The 20,697-nt window shown below is 71.2% G+C and carries 17 protein-coding genes; 6 read left to right on the forward strand and 11 right to left on the reverse strand.

Annotated features, from left to right (window positions below; genetic code table 11):
• Nucleotides 1-51: 51 nt before the first annotated feature.
• Complete coding sequence (locus ACWED2_RS07690; protein ID WP_449689646.1) at nucleotides 52-2,064, forward strand: prolyl oligopeptidase family serine peptidase; 2,013 nt, start codon at nucleotides 52-54, stop codon at nucleotides 2,062-2,064.
• Here ACWED2_RS07690 and ACWED2_RS07695 read toward each other — a convergent pair.
• Together ACWED2_RS07695 and ACWED2_RS07700 are read right to left on the reverse strand one after the other, a co-directional pair.
• Nucleotides 2,054-2,368, reverse strand: a complete 315-nt coding sequence (locus tag ACWED2_RS07695; RefSeq protein WP_449689647.1) for a DMT family transporter — start codon at nucleotides 2,366-2,368, stop codon at nucleotides 2,054-2,056. The genes ACWED2_RS07690 and ACWED2_RS07695 overlap by 11 nt on opposite strands.
• On the reverse strand, nucleotides 2,368-2,979 hold the full coding sequence (locus ACWED2_RS07700; RefSeq protein WP_449689648.1) for an FMN-dependent NADH-azoreductase: 612 nt from the start codon (nucleotides 2,977-2,979) through the stop codon (nucleotides 2,368-2,370). The genes ACWED2_RS07695 and ACWED2_RS07700 overlap by 1 nt, the downstream gene beginning before the upstream one ends.
• A 77-nt stretch (nucleotides 2,980-3,056) precedes the next feature.
• Here ACWED2_RS07700 and ACWED2_RS07705 point away from each other — a divergent pair, with 77 nt between their 5' ends.
• Nucleotides 3,057-3,602: a TetR/AcrR family transcriptional regulator gene (locus tag ACWED2_RS07705; RefSeq protein ID WP_449689649.1), complete on the forward strand. Its 546-nt coding sequence runs from the start codon at nucleotides 3,057-3,059 to the stop codon at nucleotides 3,600-3,602.
• Here the strand turns inward: ACWED2_RS07705 and ACWED2_RS07710 are convergent.
• The 3 genes from ACWED2_RS07710 to ACWED2_RS07720 form a co-directional block, all read right to left on the reverse strand.
• Nucleotides 3,599-4,339, reverse strand: a complete 741-nt coding sequence (locus tag ACWED2_RS07710; protein WP_449689650.1) for a ferritin-like domain-containing protein — start codon at nucleotides 4,337-4,339, stop codon at nucleotides 3,599-3,601. The genes ACWED2_RS07705 and ACWED2_RS07710 overlap by 4 nt on opposite strands.
• 62 nt (nucleotides 4,340-4,401) lie before the next feature.
• Nucleotides 4,402-5,112, reverse strand: a complete 711-nt coding sequence (locus tag ACWED2_RS07715; protein ID WP_449689651.1) for a hypothetical protein — start codon at nucleotides 5,110-5,112, stop codon at nucleotides 4,402-4,404.
• A gap of 19 nt (nucleotides 5,113-5,131) precedes the next feature.
• Nucleotides 5,132-5,827 carry a TetR/AcrR family transcriptional regulator gene (locus ACWED2_RS07720; protein WP_449689652.1) on the reverse strand — a complete coding sequence of 232 codons (696 nt, stop codon included), beginning with the start codon at nucleotides 5,825-5,827 and terminating at the stop codon, nucleotides 5,132-5,134.
• 94 nt (nucleotides 5,828-5,921) lie between these two features.
• Here ACWED2_RS07720 and ACWED2_RS07725 point away from each other — a divergent pair, with 94 nt between their 5' ends.
• Nucleotides 5,922-7,460 (forward strand): FAD-dependent monooxygenase, encoded by a 1,539-nt coding sequence (locus ACWED2_RS07725; protein WP_449689653.1) that lies wholly within the window; start codon nucleotides 5,922-5,924, stop codon nucleotides 7,458-7,460.
• Between the two features lie 45 nt (nucleotides 7,461-7,505).
• On the opposite strand, the gene ACWED2_RS07730 is transcribed toward ACWED2_RS07725, so the two are convergent.
• From ACWED2_RS07730 to ACWED2_RS07740, 3 genes are all read right to left on the reverse strand, one after another.
• On the reverse strand, nucleotides 7,506-11,393 hold the full coding sequence (locus ACWED2_RS07730; RefSeq protein WP_449689654.1) for a vitamin B12-dependent ribonucleotide reductase: 3,888 nt from the start codon (nucleotides 11,391-11,393) through the stop codon (nucleotides 7,506-7,508).
• 30 nt (nucleotides 11,394-11,423) lie between these two features.
• Nucleotides 11,424-11,924 carry a transcriptional regulator NrdR gene (gene nrdR, locus ACWED2_RS07735; protein WP_449689655.1) on the reverse strand — a complete coding sequence of 167 codons (501 nt, stop codon included), beginning with the start codon at nucleotides 11,922-11,924 and terminating at the stop codon, nucleotides 11,424-11,426.
• 299 nt (nucleotides 11,925-12,223) lie between these two features.
• The gene (locus tag ACWED2_RS07740; RefSeq protein WP_449689656.1) at nucleotides 12,224-12,697 is read right to left on the reverse strand and encodes a LysM peptidoglycan-binding domain-containing protein; all 474 of its coding nucleotides are present in this window, start codon (nucleotides 12,695-12,697) and stop codon (nucleotides 12,224-12,226) included.
• Between the two features lie 360 nt (nucleotides 12,698-13,057).
• On the opposite strand from ACWED2_RS07740, the gene lexA reads away from it, so the two are divergent.
• A complete protein-coding gene (gene lexA, locus ACWED2_RS07745; RefSeq protein WP_167384977.1) occupies nucleotides 13,058-13,717 on the forward strand; it encodes a transcriptional repressor LexA in 660 nt (219 codons plus the stop codon).
• 75 nt (nucleotides 13,718-13,792) lie between these two features.
• On the opposite strand, the gene ACWED2_RS07750 is transcribed toward lexA, so the two are convergent.
• The 3 genes from ACWED2_RS07750 to ACWED2_RS07760 are packed head-to-tail and all read right to left on the reverse strand — an operon-like array spanning nucleotide 13,793 to nucleotide 16,853.
• Nucleotides 13,793-14,812, reverse strand: coding sequence for a hypothetical protein (locus ACWED2_RS07750; RefSeq protein WP_449689657.1), 1,020 nt, complete (start codon nucleotides 14,810-14,812; stop codon nucleotides 13,793-13,795).
• 52 nt (nucleotides 14,813-14,864) lie between these two features.
• Nucleotides 14,865-16,307 carry a GTPase HflX gene (gene hflX / locus ACWED2_RS07755; RefSeq protein WP_449689658.1) on the reverse strand — a complete coding sequence of 481 codons (1,443 nt, stop codon included), beginning with the start codon at nucleotides 16,305-16,307 and terminating at the stop codon, nucleotides 14,865-14,867.
• A gap of 42 nt (nucleotides 16,308-16,349) precedes the next feature.
• Nucleotides 16,350-16,853, reverse strand: a complete 504-nt coding sequence (locus ACWED2_RS07760) for an ArsR/SmtB family transcription factor (protein WP_449689659.1) — start codon at nucleotides 16,851-16,853, stop codon at nucleotides 16,350-16,352.
• 63 nt (nucleotides 16,854-16,916) lie between these two features.
• On the opposite strand from ACWED2_RS07760, the gene ACWED2_RS07765 reads away from it, so the two are divergent.
• Together ACWED2_RS07765 and valS are read left to right on the forward strand one after the other, a co-directional pair.
• Nucleotides 16,917-18,170 carry an MFS transporter gene (locus ACWED2_RS07765; protein ID WP_449689660.1) on the forward strand — a complete coding sequence of 418 codons (1,254 nt, stop codon included), beginning with the start codon at nucleotides 16,917-16,919 and terminating at the stop codon, nucleotides 18,168-18,170.
• Nucleotides 18,171-18,179: 9 nt separating this feature from the next.
• On the forward strand, nucleotides 18,180-20,693 hold the full coding sequence (gene valS / locus ACWED2_RS07770; protein ID WP_449689661.1) for a valine--tRNA ligase: 2,514 nt from the start codon (nucleotides 18,180-18,182) through the stop codon (nucleotides 20,691-20,693).
• The last annotated feature ends 4 nt before the right edge of the window (nucleotides 20,694-20,697 follow it).

The raw sequence follows: 20,697 nt of genomic DNA on the forward strand, positions 1-20,697 counted from the left end.
GAAAACGCCACCCGGTAGCCGCCGGGCCTTCGACCAGGCGAGACTGTCGCTATGAGTGTCGAGGATCCTTACCTGTGGCTGGAAGACGTGACCGGCGAAGACGCGCTCGGCTGGGTGCGCGCCCGCAACGACGAGACGCTGGCCGAGCTGACCACCGGCGCGCGATTCGCCGAACTGCGTGACCAGCTGCGCGAAGTGCTCGACGCCGACGACCGGATCCCGTACGTGCGCCGCCGCGGCGAATTCCTCTACAACTTCTGGCAGGACGCGAGCCACCCGCGCGGCCTGTGGCGGCGGACGACGCTGGAGTCCTACCGGCAGGCCGAGCCCGAGTGGGAGCTGCTGCTCGACGTCGACGCGCTGGCCGAGGCCGAGGGCGAGAACTGGGTCTGGCAGGGCGCGGCCGTGCTGCGGCCGGGCTACCGGCGCGGCCTGGTCGAGCTGTCGCGCGGCGGCGCGGACGCCACCGTCGTCCGCGAGTTCGACCTCGACGCGCACGAGTTCGTCGCGGACGGCTTCACGGTCCCGGAGGCGAAGACGCGGATCGGCTGGATCGACGAGGACCGCGTCTACCTCGGGACGGACTTCGGGCCGGGCTCGCTGACCAGTTCGGGGTACCCGCGGCTGGCCAAGGAGTGGCGCCGCGGCACCCCGATCGAAGAAGCCGTCACGGTCTTCGAAGGCAAGCCCGACGACGTCTCGATCGGCGCGTCGCACGACCCGACCGAAGGCTTCGAGCGCGACTTCGTCAGCCGCGCGATCGACTTCTACCGCTCGGAACTGCACCTGAGGACGCCGGACGGGCTGGTCAAGATCGACGTCCCGGACGACGCGAGCGCGTCCGTGCACCGCGAATGGCTGCTGGTGCGGCCGCGGACGGCGTGGACCACCGGCGGCGCGGAACACCCGGCGGGCTCGCTGATCGCCATCCTCTTCGACGCCTTCATGGCCGGCGACCGGAACTTCACGACGCTGTTCACGCCCGACGACCACACCTCGCTCGAGTACTGGGCCTGGACGCGCAACCACCTGCTGCTCGGCACCCTGCGCGACGTCCGCAGCGAGCTGCGCACCCTGACGCCCGGCCCGGACGGCTGGGCCGACGAGCCGCTGGCCGGCGGCCCGGAGTTCGGCAGCGCGGACATCTTCGACACCGACCCCGACGTCAGCGACGAGTACCTGATCGACTCCAGCGGCTTCCTCCAGCCGTCGACGCTGAGCTACGGCCACGTCGGCGAAGAGCCGGAGATCCTCAAGCAGGCTCCGGCGTTCTTCGACGCTTCGGGTATGAGCGTGGCGCAGTACTTCGCGACGTCGGAGGACGGCACGAAGATCCCGTACTTCGTCGTCCGGCCGTCCGGCGCCGAAGGCGGCCCGACGCTGCTGACCGGCTACGGCGGCTTCGAGGTCTCGCTGACGCCGTCCTACAGCGGGATGATCGGCCGCGGCTGGCTCGCGCGCGGCGGCACGTACGTCGTCGCGAACATCCGCGGCGGCGGTGAGTACGGGCCCGGCTGGCACACCCAGGCCATCAAGGCCGAGCGCCACCGCGTGTACGAGGACTTCGCCGCGGTGGCGTCGGACCTGGTTTCGCGGGGCATCACGACGCCGGCGAAGCTCGGCATCCAGGGCGGCAGCAACGGCGGCCTGCTGATGGGCGTCATGCTGACCCGCTACCCGGACCGGTTCGGCGCGATCGTCAGCCAGGTGCCGCTGCTGGACATGCGCCGCTACCACCTGCTGCTGGCCGGCGCGTCCTGGATGGCCGAATACGGCGACCCGGACGACGCCGCGGAATGGGACTACATCTCGAAGTACTCGCCGTACCAGAACGTCCACAGTGGACGCGCGTACCCGCCTTCGCTGTTCGTGACGTCGACGCGCGACGACCGCGTGCACCCCGCCCACGCCCGCAAGATGGTGGCGCGGATGCGCGAGCAGGGGCACGACGTCCGCTACCACGAGAACATCGAAGGCGGCCACGGTGCCGCGGCGGACAACGAGCAGCTGGCGTTCAAGTGGGCGCTGGTGTTCGAGTTCCTGTGGGAGCAGCTCACGCGGTGATCCGCGCGAGCACGACGCCGCCGACGATCAGGGCCAGCGCGGCCACCCGGCCGACGCTCAGCGGGTCCTTGGTCACGACGACGCCGAGCACGATCGCGCCGACGGCACCGATCCCGGTGAACACCGCGTAGGCGGTGCCCACCGGGACGGTGTCCATCGCGCGCGAGAGCAGGTAGACCGCGGCGGCGCCGAGCACGAAGCACAGGAGCGTCGGCCACGGCCGCGTGAAGTTCTCCGTCGGCTTGATGCTCTGCGACCAGGCGACTTCGACGAGCCCGGCGAGGACGAGCGTCACCCAGCCCATCAGAACGCCGCCCGGGCCGCTTCGAGCGACCTTCTCCGCTCGCCGTCGCGAGCGGCGAGGTGCGGGTCGACCAGGGCGTTGGTCAGCTCGGCGTGCACGAACCGGACGTCGTCGACGTCGTAGTGCCCGGCGATGAAGTCCCGCAGGTAGCGCTCGTGGTGGTCGAACGGCGCTCGCGACGTGCCCTCGGCATAGGTGCCGCCGCGGGCGCCGGCGATGACGAACGCTTTGCCCTTGAGCGACATGCGCGGGAACGTCACCTGGTCGATCCACGCCTTCAGGGCGGCCGGGATCGAGAAGTTGTACATCGGCACGCCGATGAGCACGACGTCGGCTTCGAGCAGCTCGACCAGGAGCGGCTCGACGACCGCCCAGGCCTTCCGCTGCTCCGGCGTCTCGACGACGTCGGCGTAGTGCGCGGGATCGGTGATCTTCGCGGCGAGCAGGGCGTCGCAGATCTCGGTCCACGCTTCCCCGATCACCGGGACCGGATCGGCGGCGAGGTCGCGGTAGGTGCGGGTGCCCGCCCAGCCGGCGGCGTACCGGGCGGAGAGCTCGCGGGAGAACGACGAGCGGCGGGCGCTGGAGTCGAGGTGCAGCAGGTGGGGCACGATTCCTCCTCAAGTGGACGCGGTGTCCACTTGAGCTAACTGGACGCCGCGTCCGGATATTCCCTAGGCTGGCGCCCATGCCCGAACGCGCCGACGCGGCCCGCAACCGCGTGAAGATCCTCGAGGCGGCCGAGGAGCTCTTCACCACCCGCGGCGCGGCCGAGGTGACGATGGAGGACATCGCCCGAGCGGCCGGCGTCGGCCGCGGCACGCTGTACCGCCGCTACCCGGACCGCGCGGCGATCGCCGTGGCGTTGCTGGACGAGCACGAACGCCGTCTCCAGGAGGCGCTGGTGCGCGGCGACCCGCCGCTGGGCCCGGGTGCGCCACCGTCCGAGCGGCTGGCGGCGTTCTACGAGGCGATGGTGGCGCTCCTGGAGCGGCACGCGCCCCTGGTGCTGGGCGCCGAGGTGGGCCACTCCCGGTTCACGACGGGTGCGTACGGGTTCTGGCGCACGCACGTCCGCGTCCTGGCGGAGGCGGCGGGCGCACCGGACCCCGACGTCCTGGCCGACGTGCTGCTGGCCCCGCTGGCGCCCGAACTGTTCCTGCACCAGACGTCTCGCGGGGTGCCGGTGGAGCGGATCACCGCGACGCTGCGGCAGCTGGCCGGGCTCCTTTAGAAGAGCCCGCGTGGCCGGGCGCGCTTCGGGACGTACGGCGCCTGGGGGCGCTCGCCACGGATTCTCGCGAGGGCGGCCTCGAACGCCGTGAGCACGTCGGCGACGAAGACGAGCCGCCCGACACCGAGGCGCTTCAAGGCCGCGCCGTGGTCCGCGGCGACCGTCACCGCGACGCCGAGCAGCAGGATCCGCCACGCACCGAACACCGCGGCCCGGGCGGGCTTGCCCAGGGTGCGGAAGGCGATCCCCAGCCGGTGGCAGTGAAAGGGCACGTGCCGCTCCTCGTCGGCGAGGATCCGCGCGGCGACCTGCGTGAGCAGCGGGTCGCCGGTGCCGTCCCGCAGGGCGCGGTAGTACCGCAGGGCGACGACTTCGGCGATGAGCAGCACCATGAGCTCCAGCCGCAGCCCGAGCGCCCGCCGCAGCTTGACGAACACGGTGTCCGACCAGTGGCTCGCGAGGGTCGGCACCCCACCGGCGCCGAGCAGCAGGCCGAGCATCCGGGCGTGGTTCTGTTCCTCGGCGACGAAGAGCTTCACGGCGGCGAGGTAGGTGTCGTCCCCGGCGGCTTTCGCGATGAGGTTGGCGCCGTCGCCGGCTTCGCCGACCTGGAACCGCTGGATGCTCTTGGCGACGTCGGGGTGCAGGTGCGCGCCCCGTTCCCACGGCGGGTCTTCGCGCTGCCGGCGGCGTTCGGCCTCGGTTTCGAAATCCTGGAGCCAGTGTGCGTACGTCATCGGTTCGATGATGCCGGGTGCTTGTGGACCGGCTGGGTGGCTTTCGTGGAGATTCGGTGAGCTCACCAGTGCCGGGTGCAGCACTCGACGTGCAGCAGCGCCATCGGGTTCCGGCCGGGGTAAGGGCTCCAGGCGCCCAGCGAGATTTCCGCGCAGCAGTGCGCGCCGGGCTCTTCGGCCAGGCGAGCCGGGCTGTCCTCGGCGAGGGACCGCACTTCGTGGCCCTGGAACTCGTACGCCGGGCGGCTGCCGGTGACGAACAGCGTGTCGGCGGCGATCCTCCAGTGGAGGTGGTCACGAAAATCCTGTCGCCACCGCCGCGTGTGCTCCACGGGCGGGAAGGCACCCGGCGGCAGGGTCACCTTGTGCGGGGCGGCCGGGGACAACCGCGCGCGAAGCCGCTTCCAGCGGGACACCGGAAAGCCGAGACTGTGGTGCAGCAACACCAGATCGAGCGGCGGGCCGCCGTGCTCGCCGCGGCAGCTCGACGCGCTCGCCCGCAGCGGCAGGTGGACGATGCTGCGCGGCGACCGGGCCGCCAACCACCACGCACAGGCGAGGTCCGCCGTCGCGGCCTTGTCGACCGACATCTGCGCCCCGTACCGCTCTTCGGACAGGCAGGCGTGCGCGACCGGCCGCGCGGGCCGGATCACCCGGTAGTCGCGGCCGTCCAGCCGCGCCGTGCTGACCAGCGTCCGCCACTCCCGGCCGGCGAGCCGCATCCGCTGTCCCCCTTCGCTGTCCTCGACGGGACGATAGGTGCCGGACGGCATCGGCGACCACCGAATTGCTTCAGCCGGCCCGGGCCGCGACGCCGTCCAGGACGCAGTTCAGGCCGAACTCGAACACCCGCTCCGCGCTCCACTCTTCGCCCTCGACCACCCGGCGGGTGAACTGCGGGTACCGCCCGCTCGCGATGACGTCGCGGATGTACGGGCCCACGCTCGCCTGCCACTGTTCCTTCGTCAGGCCGGAGCGGCGCTGGGCCTGCAGCTCCGCCAGTTCCTGCGCGACCGTGCCGGCGACGTACGCCAGCACCGTGTCCACCACTCCCGCCGCCAAGGTGATGTCGGCGGTCAGCCCGGCCGCTGCGGCCAGCGCGGCCTCGTGGCGACGCAGCGAGTTCGTTCCCAGTGCCGGACGGCCCGGGAGCTCGCCGCTCAGCCAGGGGTGCCGCAGCAGCGTCAGCCGGACCTGGCGGGCGACGCTCGCCAGGTCCGCTCGCCAGTCGCCGGTGACTTCGGTGTGCTCGGCGCCTTTCACCTCGTCGATCATCAGGTCCAGCAGCTCGTCGCGACTCGCCACGTAGCGGTAGAGCGATGCCGTGCCCGAGCCGAGGTCCGTCGCCACCCGGCGCATCGAGACCGCGGGGAGGCCTTCGGCGTCGGCGATCGCGATCGCCGTGCGCACGATCTGCTCGACTCCCGGAGCCTGGCGCCGCGGGCTGCGCCGTTCCTTGGTCCACACCAGCGCCGGCTCGTCGGCCATCGTCGTTCTCCCGTCGTCGGTTGCGAACATCGTACCCGAGTGGCTACAGTGTATCCGTAGCGAGTACACCGTAGCCACAACTGGGGGTTTCAGCATGATTCCGGTCCTCATCGCCGGCGGGGGCACCGTCGGCCTGTCCACCGCGCTCTTCCTCGCCCACCACGGCGTCCCCGCCCTCGTCGTGGAACGCGCGGCCGGCCCGTCCCCGCACCCGCGCGCCACCGGCCTCGGCTTCCGCACCATGGAGTTCTTCCGCCAGGCCGGGATCCACGGCGACGTCGAGGCCGTCGCCGTCCGGGCGTCCGCGACCCTCGGCAAGATCTCCGCGCCGACCCTGGCGACGGCGGATCTGCCGGACACCCCGCCCGCCGTGCCGAACAGCCCGAACCTCACGGCGAGCGAGCTCAGCCCGGGCGTGCTGCGCGGCACCTGCCCGCAGGACCGGCTCGACGCGGTGCTGCTGAGCGCGGCGCGGGAGCGCGGAGCCTCGGTCGCGTACTCGACCACGCTCGTCTCGGCGCGGCAGGACGACTCCGGCGTCACCGCGGTGCTCGACGGGCCGGACGGCCGGCGAACCGTGCGCGCGAGCTACCTGGTCGCGGCCGACGGTGGCCGCAGCGAGGTGCGCGCCGCACTCGGCATCGGCACGACCGGGCCGGGCGCACTCGGACAGCCCCTGCTCAACATCCTCTTCCGCGCCGACCTCACGCCGTACACGAAGGGCCACCACTTCGCGAACTGCACGATCACCGCGCCCGAGTCACCCGGGATGCTGGTGACCGTCGACGGCGAAAAGGACTGGATCTTCCACACCGAACTCGGCGACGAGCCGGCGGAGGCGTTCTCACCGGACCGCTGCCGCGCGCTGATCCGCGCCGCCGTCGGCGACCCGGACCTGGCGGTGGAGGTGCTGAGCGCGCTGCCGTGGCGGGTGCGGGGGCTGCTGGCCGACAGGTTCCGCGCCGGCCGCGTGTTCCTGGCCGGCGACGCGGCGCACGCGGTGCCGCCGCTCGGCGCGTTCGGCGCGAACACCGGCATCGCCGACGCGCACAACCTGGCGTGGAAGCTGGCCGCGGTCCTCGACGGCTCGGCCGGCCCGGCGCTGCTGGACACCTACGAAGCCGAACGCCGTCCGGTGGCGGCACTCGCGCTCGAACAGGCGTTGCTGCGGCTCGAAGATCCCCGCTTGCACTGGGAACAGGGGCCGGCGGCGGCCGCCGCTCGCGCCGCGGCGGGCGTGGTCAACGCCCCGATCGTGCACCTCGGCTTCCGCTACGCCTCGGCGGCGGTGCTCGGTGCGCAGACCGCCCTGCCGTCCACGGAGGACATCGTCCTGGACGGGACACCCGGCTCCCGCGTGCCGCACACGTGGCTGGGCGACGACGTGTCCACTTTGGACCTGGTCGGCCGGCGGCTCACGCTGCTCGCCGGCCCGTCCGGCCGGGCGTGGCTCGAGGCGGCGCAGAAGCTCGACGTCGACGCACACGTCGTCGAGGACGAAACCTGGCTTCGCACCACCGGGATCGCCGGGGGCGGCGCCGTCCTGGTGCGGCCGGACCACTTCGTCGCCTGGCGGAGCACCGAGCCGTCCGGCGACCTCGGCGGTGTCGTGGCGCGGATCCTGGCCCGCTGAACACCGCGGCCGAACCGGGCGTCCCCCGGTTCGGCCGCGGATCGGTCAGCTACAACCCGAAGTCGCGCCGCAGCCTTCGCACGCGTAGCACGAGCCTGCCGGGCGCATCTTCGTTCCGCATGTCATGCAGAGCGGGGCGTCCGCCGCCTTGCCGAGGCGGAGCTCCATCAGCTCCGTCGTCGTCTGGGCTTCGCGGTGCGGGTGCTCCGGGCCGTCCGCGTGCGGCTCCGGCGACGCGTCCACTGTGGACTGGAGGGCTTCCAGGTCGACGCCGGGGTTGCCGTACGTCGCCTCGACCTCCGCCGAACGCTCGTCGGCCGAGAGGATGCCCAGCTGCGAGCGCTTCTCGTGGGGCAGGTAATCCAGGGCCAGGCGGCGGAACAGGTAGTCCATCACGCTCGTGGCGATGCGGATGTCCGGGTCGTCCGTCATGCCCGCCGGCTCGAAGCGCAGGTTGGAGAACTTCGAGACGTAGAACTCGAGCGGGATGCCGTGCTGGAGACCGACCGAAATGGACATCGAGAACGCGTCCATCACGCCAGCCAGCGTCGAACCCTGCTTGCCGAGCTTGACGAAGATCTCGCCGAGGCCGTCGTCCGGGTACGAGCCCGCCGTCAGGTAGCCCTCGGCGCCGCCGACCGTGAAGGACACCGTCTGGCTCGGGCGCTTCTTCGGCAGGCGCTTGCGCACCGGGCGGTACTCGACGACCTTCTCGGGCTCGGCGGAGGCGGTCTCCGTGGACTTCTTGGCCGTCGACAGCGGCTGGCCGACCTTGCAGTTGTCGCGGTAGATCGCGAGGGCCTTCAGGCCGAGCTTCCAGCCCTGGAAGTAGATCTCCTCGACCTCTTCGACCGTCGCCGACTCCGGCATGTTGACCGTCTTGGAGATCGCGCCGGACAGGAACGGCTGCACCGCGGCCATCATCCGGACGTGCCCCATCGGCGCGATCGAGCGCTCGCCGACCGCGCAGTCGAACACCTCGTAGTGCTCGGGACGCAGCCCCGGCGCGTCGACGACGTGGCCGTGCTGCGCCACGTACTCGACGATCGCCTCGACCTGCTCGGTCGGGTAGCCCAGCGCCTCCAGCGCGCGCGGCACCGTCTGGTTGACGATCTGCATCGAGCCGCCGCCGACGAGCTTCTTGAACTTCACCAGCGAGAAGTCCGGCTCGATCCCGGTGGTGTCGCAGTCCATCATGAAGCCGATGGTGCCGGTCGGGGCGAGCACTGACGCCTGCGCGTTGCGCCAGCCGTGCTTCGCGCCGATCTCGATGCCCTTCTGCCACTCCTCCGTCGCCAGCGCGCGGACCGCGGCGTCGTTGGAGTGGTAGGTGCGGACGAGCTCGTTCGCCGCCGCGTGCTTGCGCATCACGCGCTGGTGGGCTTCGGCGTTGCGCGCGTAGCCCTCGTAGGCGCCGACGACCTGGGCCATCTCCGCCGAACGCCGGTACGACACGCCCGTCATCAGCGAGGTGATCGCCGCGGCGAGCGCGCGGCCGCCGTCGGAGTCGTACGCGTGGCCCAGCGCCATCAGCAGCGCGCCGAGGTTCGCGTAGCCGATGCCGAGCTGGCGGAACTTGCGCGTGGTGTCCGCGATCGGCTCGGTCGGGAAGTCCGCGAAGCAGATCGAGATGTCCATCGCCGTGATGACGAACTCGACGGCACGCGCGAACAGCGGCGCGTCGAAGGTGCCCTCGGGCGTGACGAACTTGAGCAGGTTCAGCGAGGCGAGGTTGCAGCTGGAGTTGTCCAGGTGCATGTACTCGCTGCACGGGTTCGACGCGGTGATCCGGCCCGACTCCGGGCAGGTGTGCCAGTCGTTGATCGTGCCGTCGTACTGGATGCCGGGGTCGGCGCACTCCCACGCGGCCTGCGCCATCGTGCGGAACAGCTTCTTCGCGTCGGTGCGGTCGATGACCTCGCCGGTGAGCCGGGCGCGCAGGCCGAAATCGGTGCCGTTCTCGACCGCCTGCATGAACTCGTCGGACACGCGGACCGAGTTGTTCGCGTTCTGGTACTGCACCGAGGAGATGTCCGCGCCGGAGAGGTCCATGTCGAACCCGGCGTCGCGGAGGACCTTGATCTTCTCCTCTTCGCGCGCCTTGGTTTGGATGAACTCTTCGATGTCCGGGTGGTCGACGTCGAGCACCACCATCTTCGCCGCGCGCCGGGTGGCGCCGCCGGACTTGATGGTGCCCGCGGACGCGTCGGCGCCGCGCATGAACGAGACCGGGCCGGACGCGGTGCCGCCGGAGGTCAGGAGTTCCTTCGAGGAGCGGATGCGCGAGAGGTTGAGGCCGGCGCCGGAGCCGCCCTTGAAGATCAGGCCCTCTTCGCGGTACCAGTTGAGGATCGACTCCATGGTGTCGTCGACGGCGAGGATGAAACAGTTGTGGACACGAAGGTTTCCGGAAAGGTACTCGCCGGATTCCGTCTGGATGTCGTAGACCGGCATCTCACCACGGCTCTCGATCGCGGCGATCTCCAGCCGCTTCGTCTCGTGGGCGGCCAAGCCGGGCTTCTCGAAAGACGCCTCCAGCTTCGCGGTCTTCACGGGATCGATGAAGCCGATCTCGTCCGCGAAGATCCGCCGGTCGCCGGCGTTCTGGATCTGGATACCCCAGAGGTCGTGCCGGTTCGGACGGCTCTCCTTCTTGCGGCCCACGCGAGCGAAGATGCCGAACCGGGCCAGCAACTGCTGAAGGCCACGAACGAGGTCTTCGCCGATCATGTCCAACGCGACCAGAGTGGACCGTTCCCGCGCCGAAACGTAGCCCTCGGCCTGGAAGATGCTCCGCAGGTAGGCGGCCACGACCGGAAGGGGTGCGGTGTACAGGAACTCCGGCACCACCATGTCGGTTCCCCGAGCACGCAGGCCCCAGGTCTCGACGAAGTTCTCGAGGACATTGCCGTAAAGCCGGGTTCGGCGGCAGTCGAGTGTCTCGTCCTGCGTTTCGACGGCACGTTCGTGGCGGTGGACGCCCGGGAAGACGCGGTCGAGTGCCGTACGCACCCAGGCCAGCTCGGCGTCGTTCACGGTCATCGCCTCGATGGTGAGCGAGCGGTTCGTCCCGTCGTACTGACCGACGAAGCCGTCCGACTGCAACCAGCCCGCCAGTGCGGCTTGGGCGACGTCGGTCTCCCTGATCTCCTCTTCGCCGAACGCGCTGCGACGGTGCCATTCGAGCTGATCTCCGACGCGCAGCTCGCCGGCGGGCACGAACTTCCCGCCGCCCGCACTCGCCCGCCACACGAGGTGGTCGGCCGTGACGTCGAGGACGTGGCCCGACTTCGTCGTGACGCGCAGGACTTCCTTGATCCCGTTGGCCTTGGTCGCCACGACCTTGGTCAGCCCGTGCGCGTCGTAGACCTTGGCACCCACGGCGTTCAGCTCGACGAAGCGGCCGATCGGCACGGCGCCGCCGGGCGTGCTCACCAAGGCGTCGTACGGCTGACAGGCGCTGACCTGCTGTTTCGACGGCGTGCCGACGTTGAACCAGACCGGGGAGTTGAAGCTGAAGACCTGGTGCAGCAGCATCCAGGTGAGTTCGTGCTCGAAGATCTCGAGGTCCTGCGGCGTGGCGAAGTAGCCGAAGTCGCGCGCGGCCTTGACGTACGTGTGCACCACCCGGTCGATGAGCTGCTTGAGGCTGCGCTCGCGCTGCGGGCTGCCGACGGCGCCGCGGAAGTACTTGCTGGTGACGATGTTGGTGGCGTTGACCGACCAGAACTCGGGGAACTCCACGCCGCGCTGCTCGAAGTTGACCGAGCCGTCGCGCCAGTTCGTCATGACGACGTCCCGCTGCTCCCAGGTCACCTGGTCGTACGGGTGCTGCCCTTCGGTCGTGAAGACGCGCTGCACGCTCAGCCCGCCGGCGGCCTTGCCCTTCTTGCCGGTGGCCGCGCGGGCCCCCGTTCCCACGGTTTCCGTCATCGGTTGAACCCTCTCCCGCAGCGGGACGGCTCAGTCGCCGTCTTCGCGCTGATCGCTGACGCTGACCTTCTCGGCAGCAGCACCCGCCATGGCCTCACGCAGGTCGGCGATCTCCTTCTCGAAGTCCTCGACCGAGGAGAAGGAGCGGTAGACACTGGCGAACCGGAGGTAGGCGACCCCGTCGAGCTCACGCAGCGGGCCCAGGATGGCCAGGCCGACCTCGTGACTCGGGATCTCCGCCAGCCCGGCGGAGCGGATCGACTCCTCCACGCGCTGCGCGAGCTGCTGCAGCGCGTCGTCGTCGACCGGCCTGCCCTGGCAGGCGCGGCGGACGCCGCTCACCACCTTGTCCCGGCTGAACTGTTCGGTGACCCCGGACCGCTTGACGACGGCGAGCACCATCGTCTCCGACGTCGTGAACCGGCGCCCGCACGACGCGCACGAGCGCCGCCTGCGGATCGCCTGGCCTTCATCCACCTCTCGGGAGTCGACGACCCGAGAGTCCGCATGCCGGCAGAACGGGCACCTCATCCGCCGATCACCTTCCCCTCCCTCGCCGGCCGCCCCGGTCGACGTCCCCCGGCCACCACGCGTGGCCAGGCGCGAGCACCGGGCACCCCTGCACCTGGTGATCGTTTTGTGGACATCCGGTGGGTAAAAGCCGACCAGCTGTGGACAACTGCTGCCCAGTCTACCCCAACCTGTGGACCAACTACAGCGGTGTAACTACTACATATAGCGGCGAAGGGTAGGACTCGAGCGGGGCGCGCGCAAGCGGCGCGCCGGGCCGGTTCCTCGCCCGGGTGAGTGCGGTTGACGACCGCGCCGGCTCAGGGTGCGGGGACGGCGGCCGGGTCGGCGACCGGGACCGTGAGCGGCAGCCCCGGCACCAGAGCGGCCCCGTCCAGGCGATTCAGCTCCTTGATCCGGGCGACAACCGCGCCAGGCTCACTGTTCGGCGCGAATCGGGCGGCCAGCGAAGAGAGCGTGTCGCCCTGGCCGACGGACACCGTCGCGGTGTGCTCGGGCACCGGGGCGCCGGAGGACCCGCTCCCCAGAAAACCCAAACCGGTGATCATCAGGCAGCTCGCGACGGCGAGCGCGGCGAGCCACGGCCAGCGCACCGGCACCCGCCGCGGCGCCGCACAGGGGGCGCCCGCCGGGCGGCGGCCCGCCACGACCCGCGCACGCGTCGGCGGGCGGTGCACCTCGCCGCGGCGCCCGCGCAGGACGCGCACGGGACGGAGGGGCGCCGGGACCGGGGTCGCCGGGCGAACGTGTCCGCGTTCGGCCAGAATGGACATCCGAACCTCCTCGAAACCCTGTGTCCGCCCGTTTCCCGGACCGGGAGCGGCCCGTGGATCAAGGTCGAACAGGCGTTCTATCGAACGCCCGTGCGAAGGTCTACCACCTGCCACCGACAAAATCGAGCGGACACGGCGTGTCGATCGAACAGATGTTTGAAATCGTCGTGCCCGGGGGCTAACGTCGGTGACCAGGGCATCTGCCGGGCAGATGCCGCCGGCGAGCCTGCCCGCAACCCCGCGGGCGGCGGCCGGCGCGCAGATACGTGCAGCGAACGTCTGGGAGGCGACGCAGTGGCGAAGGAGAACAAGGCGGGCAGGACCAGTGGGTCCCCCGGCGGCTCGGGCAAGGTGCACGCCATGCCCGAGGTGTACGACGTGGACGAGACCCTCACCGTCCGCCAGCAGCAGGTGCTCGACGTGATCCGCACGTGGGTGAGCCGGTTCGGCTACCCGCCGAGCGTCCGCGAGATCGGCGAGGCGGTCGGGCTGACGTCGACGTCGTCGGTCTCGCACCAGCTGCGCGCGCTGCAGCGCAAGGGCTACCTGCGCCGGGACGCGAACCGGCCGCGCGCGGTCGGCGTGCTCGCGGCGACCGACGACAACCCCATGGGCATCGAGATGGACCAGCAGCCGGTGATGCCGAAGGCGGCGTACGTGCCGCTGGTCGGCCGGATCGCCGCCGGTGGCCCGGTGCTGGCCGAGCAGGCCATCGAGGACGTCTTCCCGCTGCCGCGGGAGATCGTCGGCGAGGGCGAGCTGTTCCTGCTGAAGGTCACCGGTGACTCGATGGTCGACGCGGCCATCACCGACGGCGACTGGGTCGTCGTCCGCCAGCAGCCGGACGCGGACAACGGCGAGATCGTCGCGGCGATGATCGACGGCGAGGCCACGGTCAAGACGTTCAAGCGCAAGGGCGGCCACATCTGGCTGATGCCGCACAACGAGGCGTACGAGCCGATTCCCGGCGACGACGCCACGGTGCTCGGCAAGGTGGTCGCCGTCCTGCGCCGCCTTTAGAAGTCACTTCCGGGCTTTCGCACGGCCCGGAAGATTCACCGGATCGGATGATCTTCGGCCGTGGGGAGCCGAGGGTCAGCGGCGGGCTCGCCGGCGCAGCTTGCTGAAGCCGAACCAGCCGAGACCGACCACCGCGACCGTGATCCCGGCGGCAGGCAGGATGGGGAGCCCGGCCCCGTCCCCCGCCGAGCCGGACGACGCGCTCGTCCCGGTCGAGGTCGTTCCCTCCGCCGGTGCGACGGACTGCGCGGCCAGTGCCGCCGCGCCCCGCACCGTGCGGAGGGGCTCGCCCACGCCTTCGCTGCCGGAGATCAGCGTCCCGTCCGGATCGAACGCGATCGCCTCGCCCTGCTTTTCGCCCGGCAGCGGGATCCGCACCGGGTTGCGCTGCAGTGCGGCGAGCACGTCGCCGTCGGGAGCGGCGTACAGGTAAGCGTCGGTGTACGTGCGCAGCGCCACCACCGTGCCGTCCGCCGTCGAAGCGCCGCCCGTCACCAGGACCGAGCCGATCGAGCCCACCGGGCCGCCCTGGGTGTCCGTGGTGGCGATCTTCACCGTGCCGACCTTCTCCAGGTTGGTCGGGCCCGGGCTGGCCAGTGGTCCCGAAGGCCGGTACACGCGGGCCTCGCCGAGGACGTCCTTGGTGATCAGGTACGGCGTGCCCGCCTTGTCCATGATCAGCGCTTCGGTGTCGTGCTGCCCGTCCGGGTAGGTGAGCCGGTGCAGCGTCAGCTTGCCCGCCGGGCTCAGCTCCAGCAGGGCGACCGTCAGCCGCCCCTTCTCGTTGTCACCCGTGTCGGACAGCCACAGCGTTCCGTCCGGGGTGCGGGCCAGGTCCTCGACGTCGAACGGGTCGGTCTTGTCGGTGAGGACCTTCTGCACCTTGCAGTCGCGGCCGAGCACGAACACCTGGACCTTGCTGCCGCCGTCGTTGATCGCGTACAGCCGCGAGCCGTCGGAGACCAGGCCGGACAGCTCGTTGAGTCGGGAGTCCTTCACCGTGCACAGCGTCTCCGGTGCCGGCGCCGCCGAAGCAGGCACGGGGGCGGCGAGCACCCCCACGAACACCGCCGCGACCGCGACCATCCAGCGCACCCAGCCACCTCCGTAGTGTGCGAACTCGGTGTCCGCACACTACGGAGACGTGTCAGGCCCTGGTCGAGTTGGTCTCGTACTCGCGCAAAGCCGCCGCGAGGTCCGGGCGGACCCGCACCAGCAGGCGCGTGCCCTCCTCGGCGTGCTCCTCTTCGAGGACCTCGCCGTCGGCGTGGGCCCGCGCGACCAGCTCGCCGCGCGAGTAGGGCACGAGGACCTCGACCGTGACCTCCGGCCGCGGCAGGCGGTCGGCGATCACCTCGACGAGCTCCGGGATGCCCGCCCCGGTCCGGGCCGAGACCTGGACCGAGCCCGCCAGCGCGTGCCGCAGCCGGGCCAGGCTGACCTCGTCGGACGCGTCGGTCTTGTTGATCACCAGCAGCTCCGGCGGGAGCGGCTCCTTGCGCTTGCGGGTGATCTCCCCGAGCACCTCGCGCACCGCGCTGACCTGCTCCTCCGGCGCCGGGTCGGACCCGTCCACCACGTGCAGCAGCAGGTCCGCGTCGGCGGCCTCCTCCAGCGTCGAGCGGAACGCGTCCACCAGCTGGTGCGGCAGGTGCCGCACGAACCCGACGGTGTCGGTCAGCGTGAAGCCGCGGCCGTCCGGCGTCTGCGCGCGCCGGGTGGTCGGGTCGAGGGTGGCGAACAGCGCGTCCTCCACCAGCACCCCGGCCCCGGTCAGCGCGTTGAGCAGGCTCGACTTGCCGGCGTTGGTGTAGCCGACGATCGCCACGCTGGGCACCTCGTTGGCCAGCCGCCGCCCGCGCTTGGTCTCGCGGATGGTGTCCATGGCCGCGATCTCCCGGCGCAGCTTCGCCACGCGCTTGTTGATCCGCCGCCGGTCGGTCTCGAGCTTGGTCTCACCGGGACCGCGCAGGCCCACGCCGCCGTTCGCGCCGCCGGCGCGCCCACCGGCCTGCCGGGACAGCGAAGCACCCCACCCGCGCAGCCGCGGGATCAGGTACTGCAGCTGGGCCAGCTCGACCTGCGCCTTGCCCTCCTTGGACCGGGCGTGCTGGGCGAAGATGTCGAGGATCAGGGCGGTCCGGTCGATCACCTTGACCTTGACCTTCTCCTCGAGCTGCCGCAGCTGGCCCGGGGAGAGCTCGCCGTCGCAGATCACGGTGTCGGCGCCGGTGGAGCCGACGATGTCCCGCAGCTCCCGCACCTTGCCCGAGCCGATGTAGGTGGCCGGGTCGGGCTTGGTCCGCCGCTGGATGAGGCCTTCGAGGACCTCCGAGCCCGCCGTCTCGGCCAGGCGCGCCAGCTCGGCCAGCGACGCCTCGGACTGCAGGGCGGTGCCCTCGGTCCACACGCCGACCAGCACGACGCGCTCGAGCCGCAGTTGCCGGTATTCGACCTCGGTGACGTCGTCCAGCTCCGTGGACAGTCCCCTGACCCGGCGCAGCGACGCGCGGTCTTCGAGCTCCATCTCGCCGGTCGACGGGTCGTACAGGTCGTCGTCGTGGTCTTCGGTGTGTGTCAGTTCTGTCATCGTGCCTCCATGTTCCCACGATTCGCCGCGGGAACCGAACTTTTACGTGCTGGGATAGGTGGCGAGATAGACCGCGGTGCGCTCGGCGCCGGGACGGCGGGGGCGCGCGCGGAACTCCTCGAGCAGGGCGTTGAGCCGGGTTTCCAGCTCCGCCCGCTCCTCGGGGGCCACCTGGACGACCAGGCGCGACTGGTGCACGCCCTCGAATCCGGTTTCGGCGATCTCGGCCAGATAGGCCTCGAGAACCGCCTGTTCTACGTCCTTGTCACCGCATGAGTCGAGTGTCCACGAAAGCCCCGTCGAAAGATACGGAATTTCCTTGGCGCCCCGGGTCCCGCGGCGCGGCGGCTGGGCGGCGAGGAAGCCGGTCTCGACGAGCTTGCGCACGTGGTGCAGCGTCGTCGCGGGGTCCCGGCCCAGCCTTTCGGCCAGCTCCTTGTTCGTCAGCGCCTCCGAGAAGGTCAACCGGATGATGCGCAGCCGTATTCCGGAGGCCAGCGCGGCGGCCTCGGCTTCGGTCGCGGGGCGTCGTTTCCCATCAGGCACGCGCACAGCCTAGAGCGAACAGTGATTGACACTTTCCAATCACTCCCGTCAGACTCGGGGACCATGCACCGGGGGTCACTCTTCCGCCACGCCGACTTCCGGCGGCTCTTCGCCGGCGACGCGGCCGGCCAGTTCGGCACCACCGTCGGGTACACCGCGATTCCGCTGCTCGCGGCGGTGACACTGGCCGCGACGCCGTTCGAGATGGGTCTGCTCACCGCGGCCCAGACCCTCGCGTTCCTGCTGATCGGGCTGCCCGCCGGCGTGTGGGTGGATCGGCTGCGACGCCGCCGGGTCATGCTCACCGCCGACTTCATCCGCTTCGCTCTCCTGGCGAGCGTGCCCCTCGCCTGGTGGGCCGGGGTGCTGACGTTCGCCCAGCTGCTGGTGGTCGTCCTGCTCGTCGGCGTGGCGACGGTGTTCTTCGACGTCGCCTACCAGTCGTACCTGCCCTCGCTCGTCGGCCGGGAGCACCTGCTGGAAGGCAACGCGAAGCTGCAGGCCGTCCAGTCGGTCGCGCAGATCGCCGGGCCGAGCGGCGCGGGCGTGCTGGTCCAGCTGGTCAGCGCGGCGAACGCGGTGCTGGTCACCGCTTTCGGCTACCTGACGTCGGCGCTGTGGCTGCTGCGGATCCGCGCGGTCGAGCCGGAGCCGGAACGCACCGGGCACGACCGGCTGCTGCCGCAGATCGCCGAGGGCCTGCGGTTCGTCTTCTCCGACAGGCCGTTGCGGGCCAGCGTCGCCTGCACGGCGACGGCGAACCTCTTCGGGGGCGCCTTCACCGCGGTCGAAGTGCTGTTCCTGACCCGCACGGTCGGCCTGCCCCCGGCGGCGGTCGGCGTGCTGCTGGCCGTGGGCGGCGCGGGCGGGATCGTGGGCGCGGTGTGCTCCGGCGCGGTCACGCGGCGGATCGGGCACGCCCGCGCGATCTGGCTGGTCCCCCTGCTCACCTGGCCCGCGCACCTGCTGGCCCCGCTGGCCGCGCCGGACTGGCGGCTCGGCCTGGCCGCGTTCGGCACGGCCTTCGGCGGGTTCGGGATCGTCATCTACAACGTCGCTTCGGTCTCCTACCGGCAGGCGATCTGCCCGGACCGGCTGCTCGGCCGGATGAACGCGAGCGCGCGGTTCGTCGTCTGGGGCACGCTGCCGCTCGGCGGGCTGCTGGGCGGCGCGCTCGGCGAAGGGCTCGGGCTGCGCGGCGCGATGTGGGTCGCGGTGGCCGGGGAAGCGGCCGCGGCGCTGTGGGTGGTGTGCTCGCCGCTGCGGCACATGCGCGACCTGCCCACCGAGGCGAAAAGCGGTTCCACCGCCGCCTAGAGTTGGTTCATGAGTACCCCATACGAGCGCCCACGAGTCCCGGACAAGGTCGGTGTCGACGGTCTGGAGGCCAAGTGGGTACCCGTATGGGAGTCCACCGGCGCCTACCGCTTCGACCGCACCAAGACCCGGGCCGAGATCTACTCGATCGACACTCCCCCGCCGACGGTCAGCGGGTCGCTGCACATCGGGCACGTCTTCTCCTTCACCCACACCGACGTCCTCGCCCGGTTCCAGCGGATGCGCGGGCGCGAGGTCTTCTACCCGATGGGGTGGGACGACAACGGCCTGCCGACCGAGCGCCGGGTGCAGAACCACTTCGGCGTCCGCTGCGAACCTTCGCTGCCCTACGACCCGGGCTTCCGGCCGCCGGAGAAGCCGGGCAAGGACGTCGTCGCGATCTCGCGGCGCAACTTCATCGAGCTGTGCGAGTCGCTGACCGAGACCGACGAGCAGGCCTTCGAACAGCTGTGGCGGCAGCTCGGGCTCTCGGTCGACTGGACGATGACCTACCAGACGATCGGGCACGACTCGCGGCTGATTTCGCAGCGCGCGTTCCTGCGCAACCTCGAACGCGGCGAGGCGTACCAGGCCGAAGCGCCGACGCTCTGGGACGTGTCGTTCCGCACCGCCGTCGCCCAGGCCGAGCTGGAGGACCGCGAGCGCCCGGGCGCCTTCCACGACCTCGCGTTCACCGGCCCCGACGGCGCCGACGTCGTGATCGCGACGACCCGGCCGGAGCTGCTGCCCGCGTGCGTCGCGCTGGTGGCGCACCCGGACGACGAGCGGTTCAAGCCGCTCTTCGGGAAGTCCGTGCGGTCGCCGGTGTTCGGCGTCGAGGTGCCCGTGGTGGCACACCACCTCGCGGATCCGGAGAAGGGCCGCGGGATCGCGATGGTGTGCACGTTCGGCGACACCACCGACGTCACCTGGTGGCGGGAACTGCGCTTGGCGACGCGGGTGGTGCTGGGCCGCGACGGCCGGTTCCTGCCCGACGCGCCGGCCGGGGTGCCGTCCGAGGCGTACGCGCCGCTGGCCGGCAAGACCGTCCACACGGGACGCGAGATCATGGTGCGGCTGCTGCGCGAAGCCGGGGCCCTGCGCGGGGAACCGCGGCCGATCACCCACGCGGTGAAGTTCTACGAAAAGGGCGACAAGCCCTTGGAAATCGTCGCGAGCCGGCAGTGGTACCTGCGCAACGGCGGGAACGACGCCGGCTTCCGCGAGAAGATGCTGGCGCGCGGCGAAGAGCTGAACTGGGTGCCGAAGCACATGCGCGTCCGGTACTCGTCGTGGGTGGAGAACCTGGCCGGCGACTGGCTGATCAGCCGCCAGCGGTTCTTCGGCGTGCCGATCCCGCTGTGGTACCGGCTCGACGAACACGGCGAGCCCGACTACGACGCGCGCCTGCTGCCGGACACCCTGCCGGTGGACCCGAGCAGCGACGTCCCACCGGGGTTCACCGAGGCGCGGCGCGGGGTGCCGGGTGGGTTCGTCGCCGACCCCGACGTCATGGACACGTGGGCGACGTCGTCGTTGACGCCGCAGATCGTCGGCCGGTGGAGCCTCGACGACGACCTGTTCGAGCGCGTGTTCCCGATGGACCTGCGGCCGCAGGCGCACGAGATCATCCGCACCTGGCTGTTCTCGACGGCGGTGCGCGCGGAGCTGGAGCACGGCGTGCTGCCGTGGCGGGAGGCGACGATCGCGGGCTGGGTGCTGGACCCGGACCGCAAGAAGATGTCGAAGTCCAAGGGCAACGCGACGACCCCGGTGGACCTGCTGGAGCGCTTCGGCTCGGACGCCGTGCGGTACTGGGCGGCGAGCGCGCGCCCGGGCGTCGACACGGCGGTGGACGAAGGCCAGATGAAGGTCGGGCGGCGGCTGGCGACCAAGCTGCTCAACGCGAGCCGGTTCGTGCTCGGCCTGGGCGTGCCCTCGGCGTCCGCGGTGGCGGTCGAGCCGTTGGACCGGGCGCTGTTGGCTTCCTTGGCTGAGGTGGTTTCCTCGGCGACCGCGGCGTTGGAGGCGTCGGACTACGCGCGGGCGCTGCAGGTGACGGAGACGTTCTTCTGGACGTTCTGCGACGACTACGTCGAGCTGGTGAAGGGCCGCGCGTACGGCGACAGCGGCCCCTCGGGGGCGGAGTCGGCGCGGGCGGCGCTGGTGACGGCGCTCTCGGCGCTGTTGCGGCTGTTCGCCCCGTTCCTGCCGTTCGCGACCGAGGAGGTCTGGTCGTGGTGGCAGGAGGGTTCGGTGCACCGGGCCGCCTGGCCTTCGGTGGCGGAGTCCGACGGTGACCCGGAGGCGCTCGCCCTGGCGGGCCAGGTGATCGCCGCGGTCCGCCGCGCGAAGACCGACGCGAAAGTGTCGATGCGATCCACCGTCGAGACGCTCACCGTGACCGGGCCGCCCGACCTGCTGACCCGCTTGGCGGCGATCGAGCCGGACATCCGCACCGCGGGCGCGATCGCCGCCGTGGAAACGCGTGAAGGCGACTTCGGGGTGGAGGCGAAGGTCTGACCGA

The organism is Amycolatopsis sp. NPDC005003 (genome assembly GCF_053600695.1).

Excerpts from the sequence above, each read along its gene's own strand:
- ACWED2_RS07690 (WP_449689646.1), top strand. The coding sequence starts at position 52 with ATGAGTGTCGAGGATCCTTACCTGTGGCTGGAAGACGTGACCGGCGAA.
- ACWED2_RS07695 (WP_449689647.1), bottom strand. The coding sequence starts at position 2,368 with ATGGGCTGGGTGACGCTCGTCCTCGCCGGGCTCGTCGAAGTCGCCTGG.
- ACWED2_RS07705 (WP_449689649.1), top strand. The coding sequence starts at position 3,057 with ATGCCCGAACGCGCCGACGCGGCCCGCAACCGCGTGAAGATCCTCGAG.
- ACWED2_RS07710 (WP_449689650.1), bottom strand. The coding sequence starts at position 4,339 with ATGACGTACGCACACTGGCTCCAGGATTTCGAAACCGAGGCCGAACGC.
- ACWED2_RS07715 (WP_449689651.1), bottom strand. The coding sequence starts at position 5,112 with ATGCCGTCCGGCACCTATCGTCCCGTCGAGGACAGCGAAGGGGGACAG.
- ACWED2_RS07720 (WP_449689652.1), bottom strand. The coding sequence starts at position 5,827 with ATGGCCGACGAGCCGGCGCTGGTGTGGACCAAGGAACGGCGCAGCCCG.
- ACWED2_RS07725 (WP_449689653.1), top strand. The coding sequence starts at position 5,922 with ATGATTCCGGTCCTCATCGCCGGCGGGGGCACCGTCGGCCTGTCCACC.
- ACWED2_RS07730 (WP_449689654.1), bottom strand. The coding sequence starts at position 11,393 with ATGACGGAAACCGTGGGAACGGGGGCCCGCGCGGCCACCGGCAAGAAG.
- nrdR (WP_449689655.1), bottom strand. The coding sequence starts at position 11,924 with ATGAGGTGCCCGTTCTGCCGGCATGCGGACTCTCGGGTCGTCGACTCC.
- ACWED2_RS07740 (WP_449689656.1), bottom strand. The coding sequence starts at position 12,697 with ATGTCCATTCTGGCCGAACGCGGACACGTTCGCCCGGCGACCCCGGTC.
- lexA (WP_167384977.1), top strand. The coding sequence starts at position 13,058 with ATGCCCGAGGTGTACGACGTGGACGAGACCCTCACCGTCCGCCAGCAG.
- hflX (WP_449689658.1), bottom strand. The coding sequence starts at position 16,307 with ATGACAGAACTGACACACACCGAAGACCACGACGACGACCTGTACGAC.
- ACWED2_RS07765 (WP_449689660.1), top strand. The coding sequence starts at position 16,917 with ATGCACCGGGGGTCACTCTTCCGCCACGCCGACTTCCGGCGGCTCTTC.
- valS (WP_449689661.1), top strand. The coding sequence starts at position 18,180 with ATGAGTACCCCATACGAGCGCCCACGAGTCCCGGACAAGGTCGGTGTC.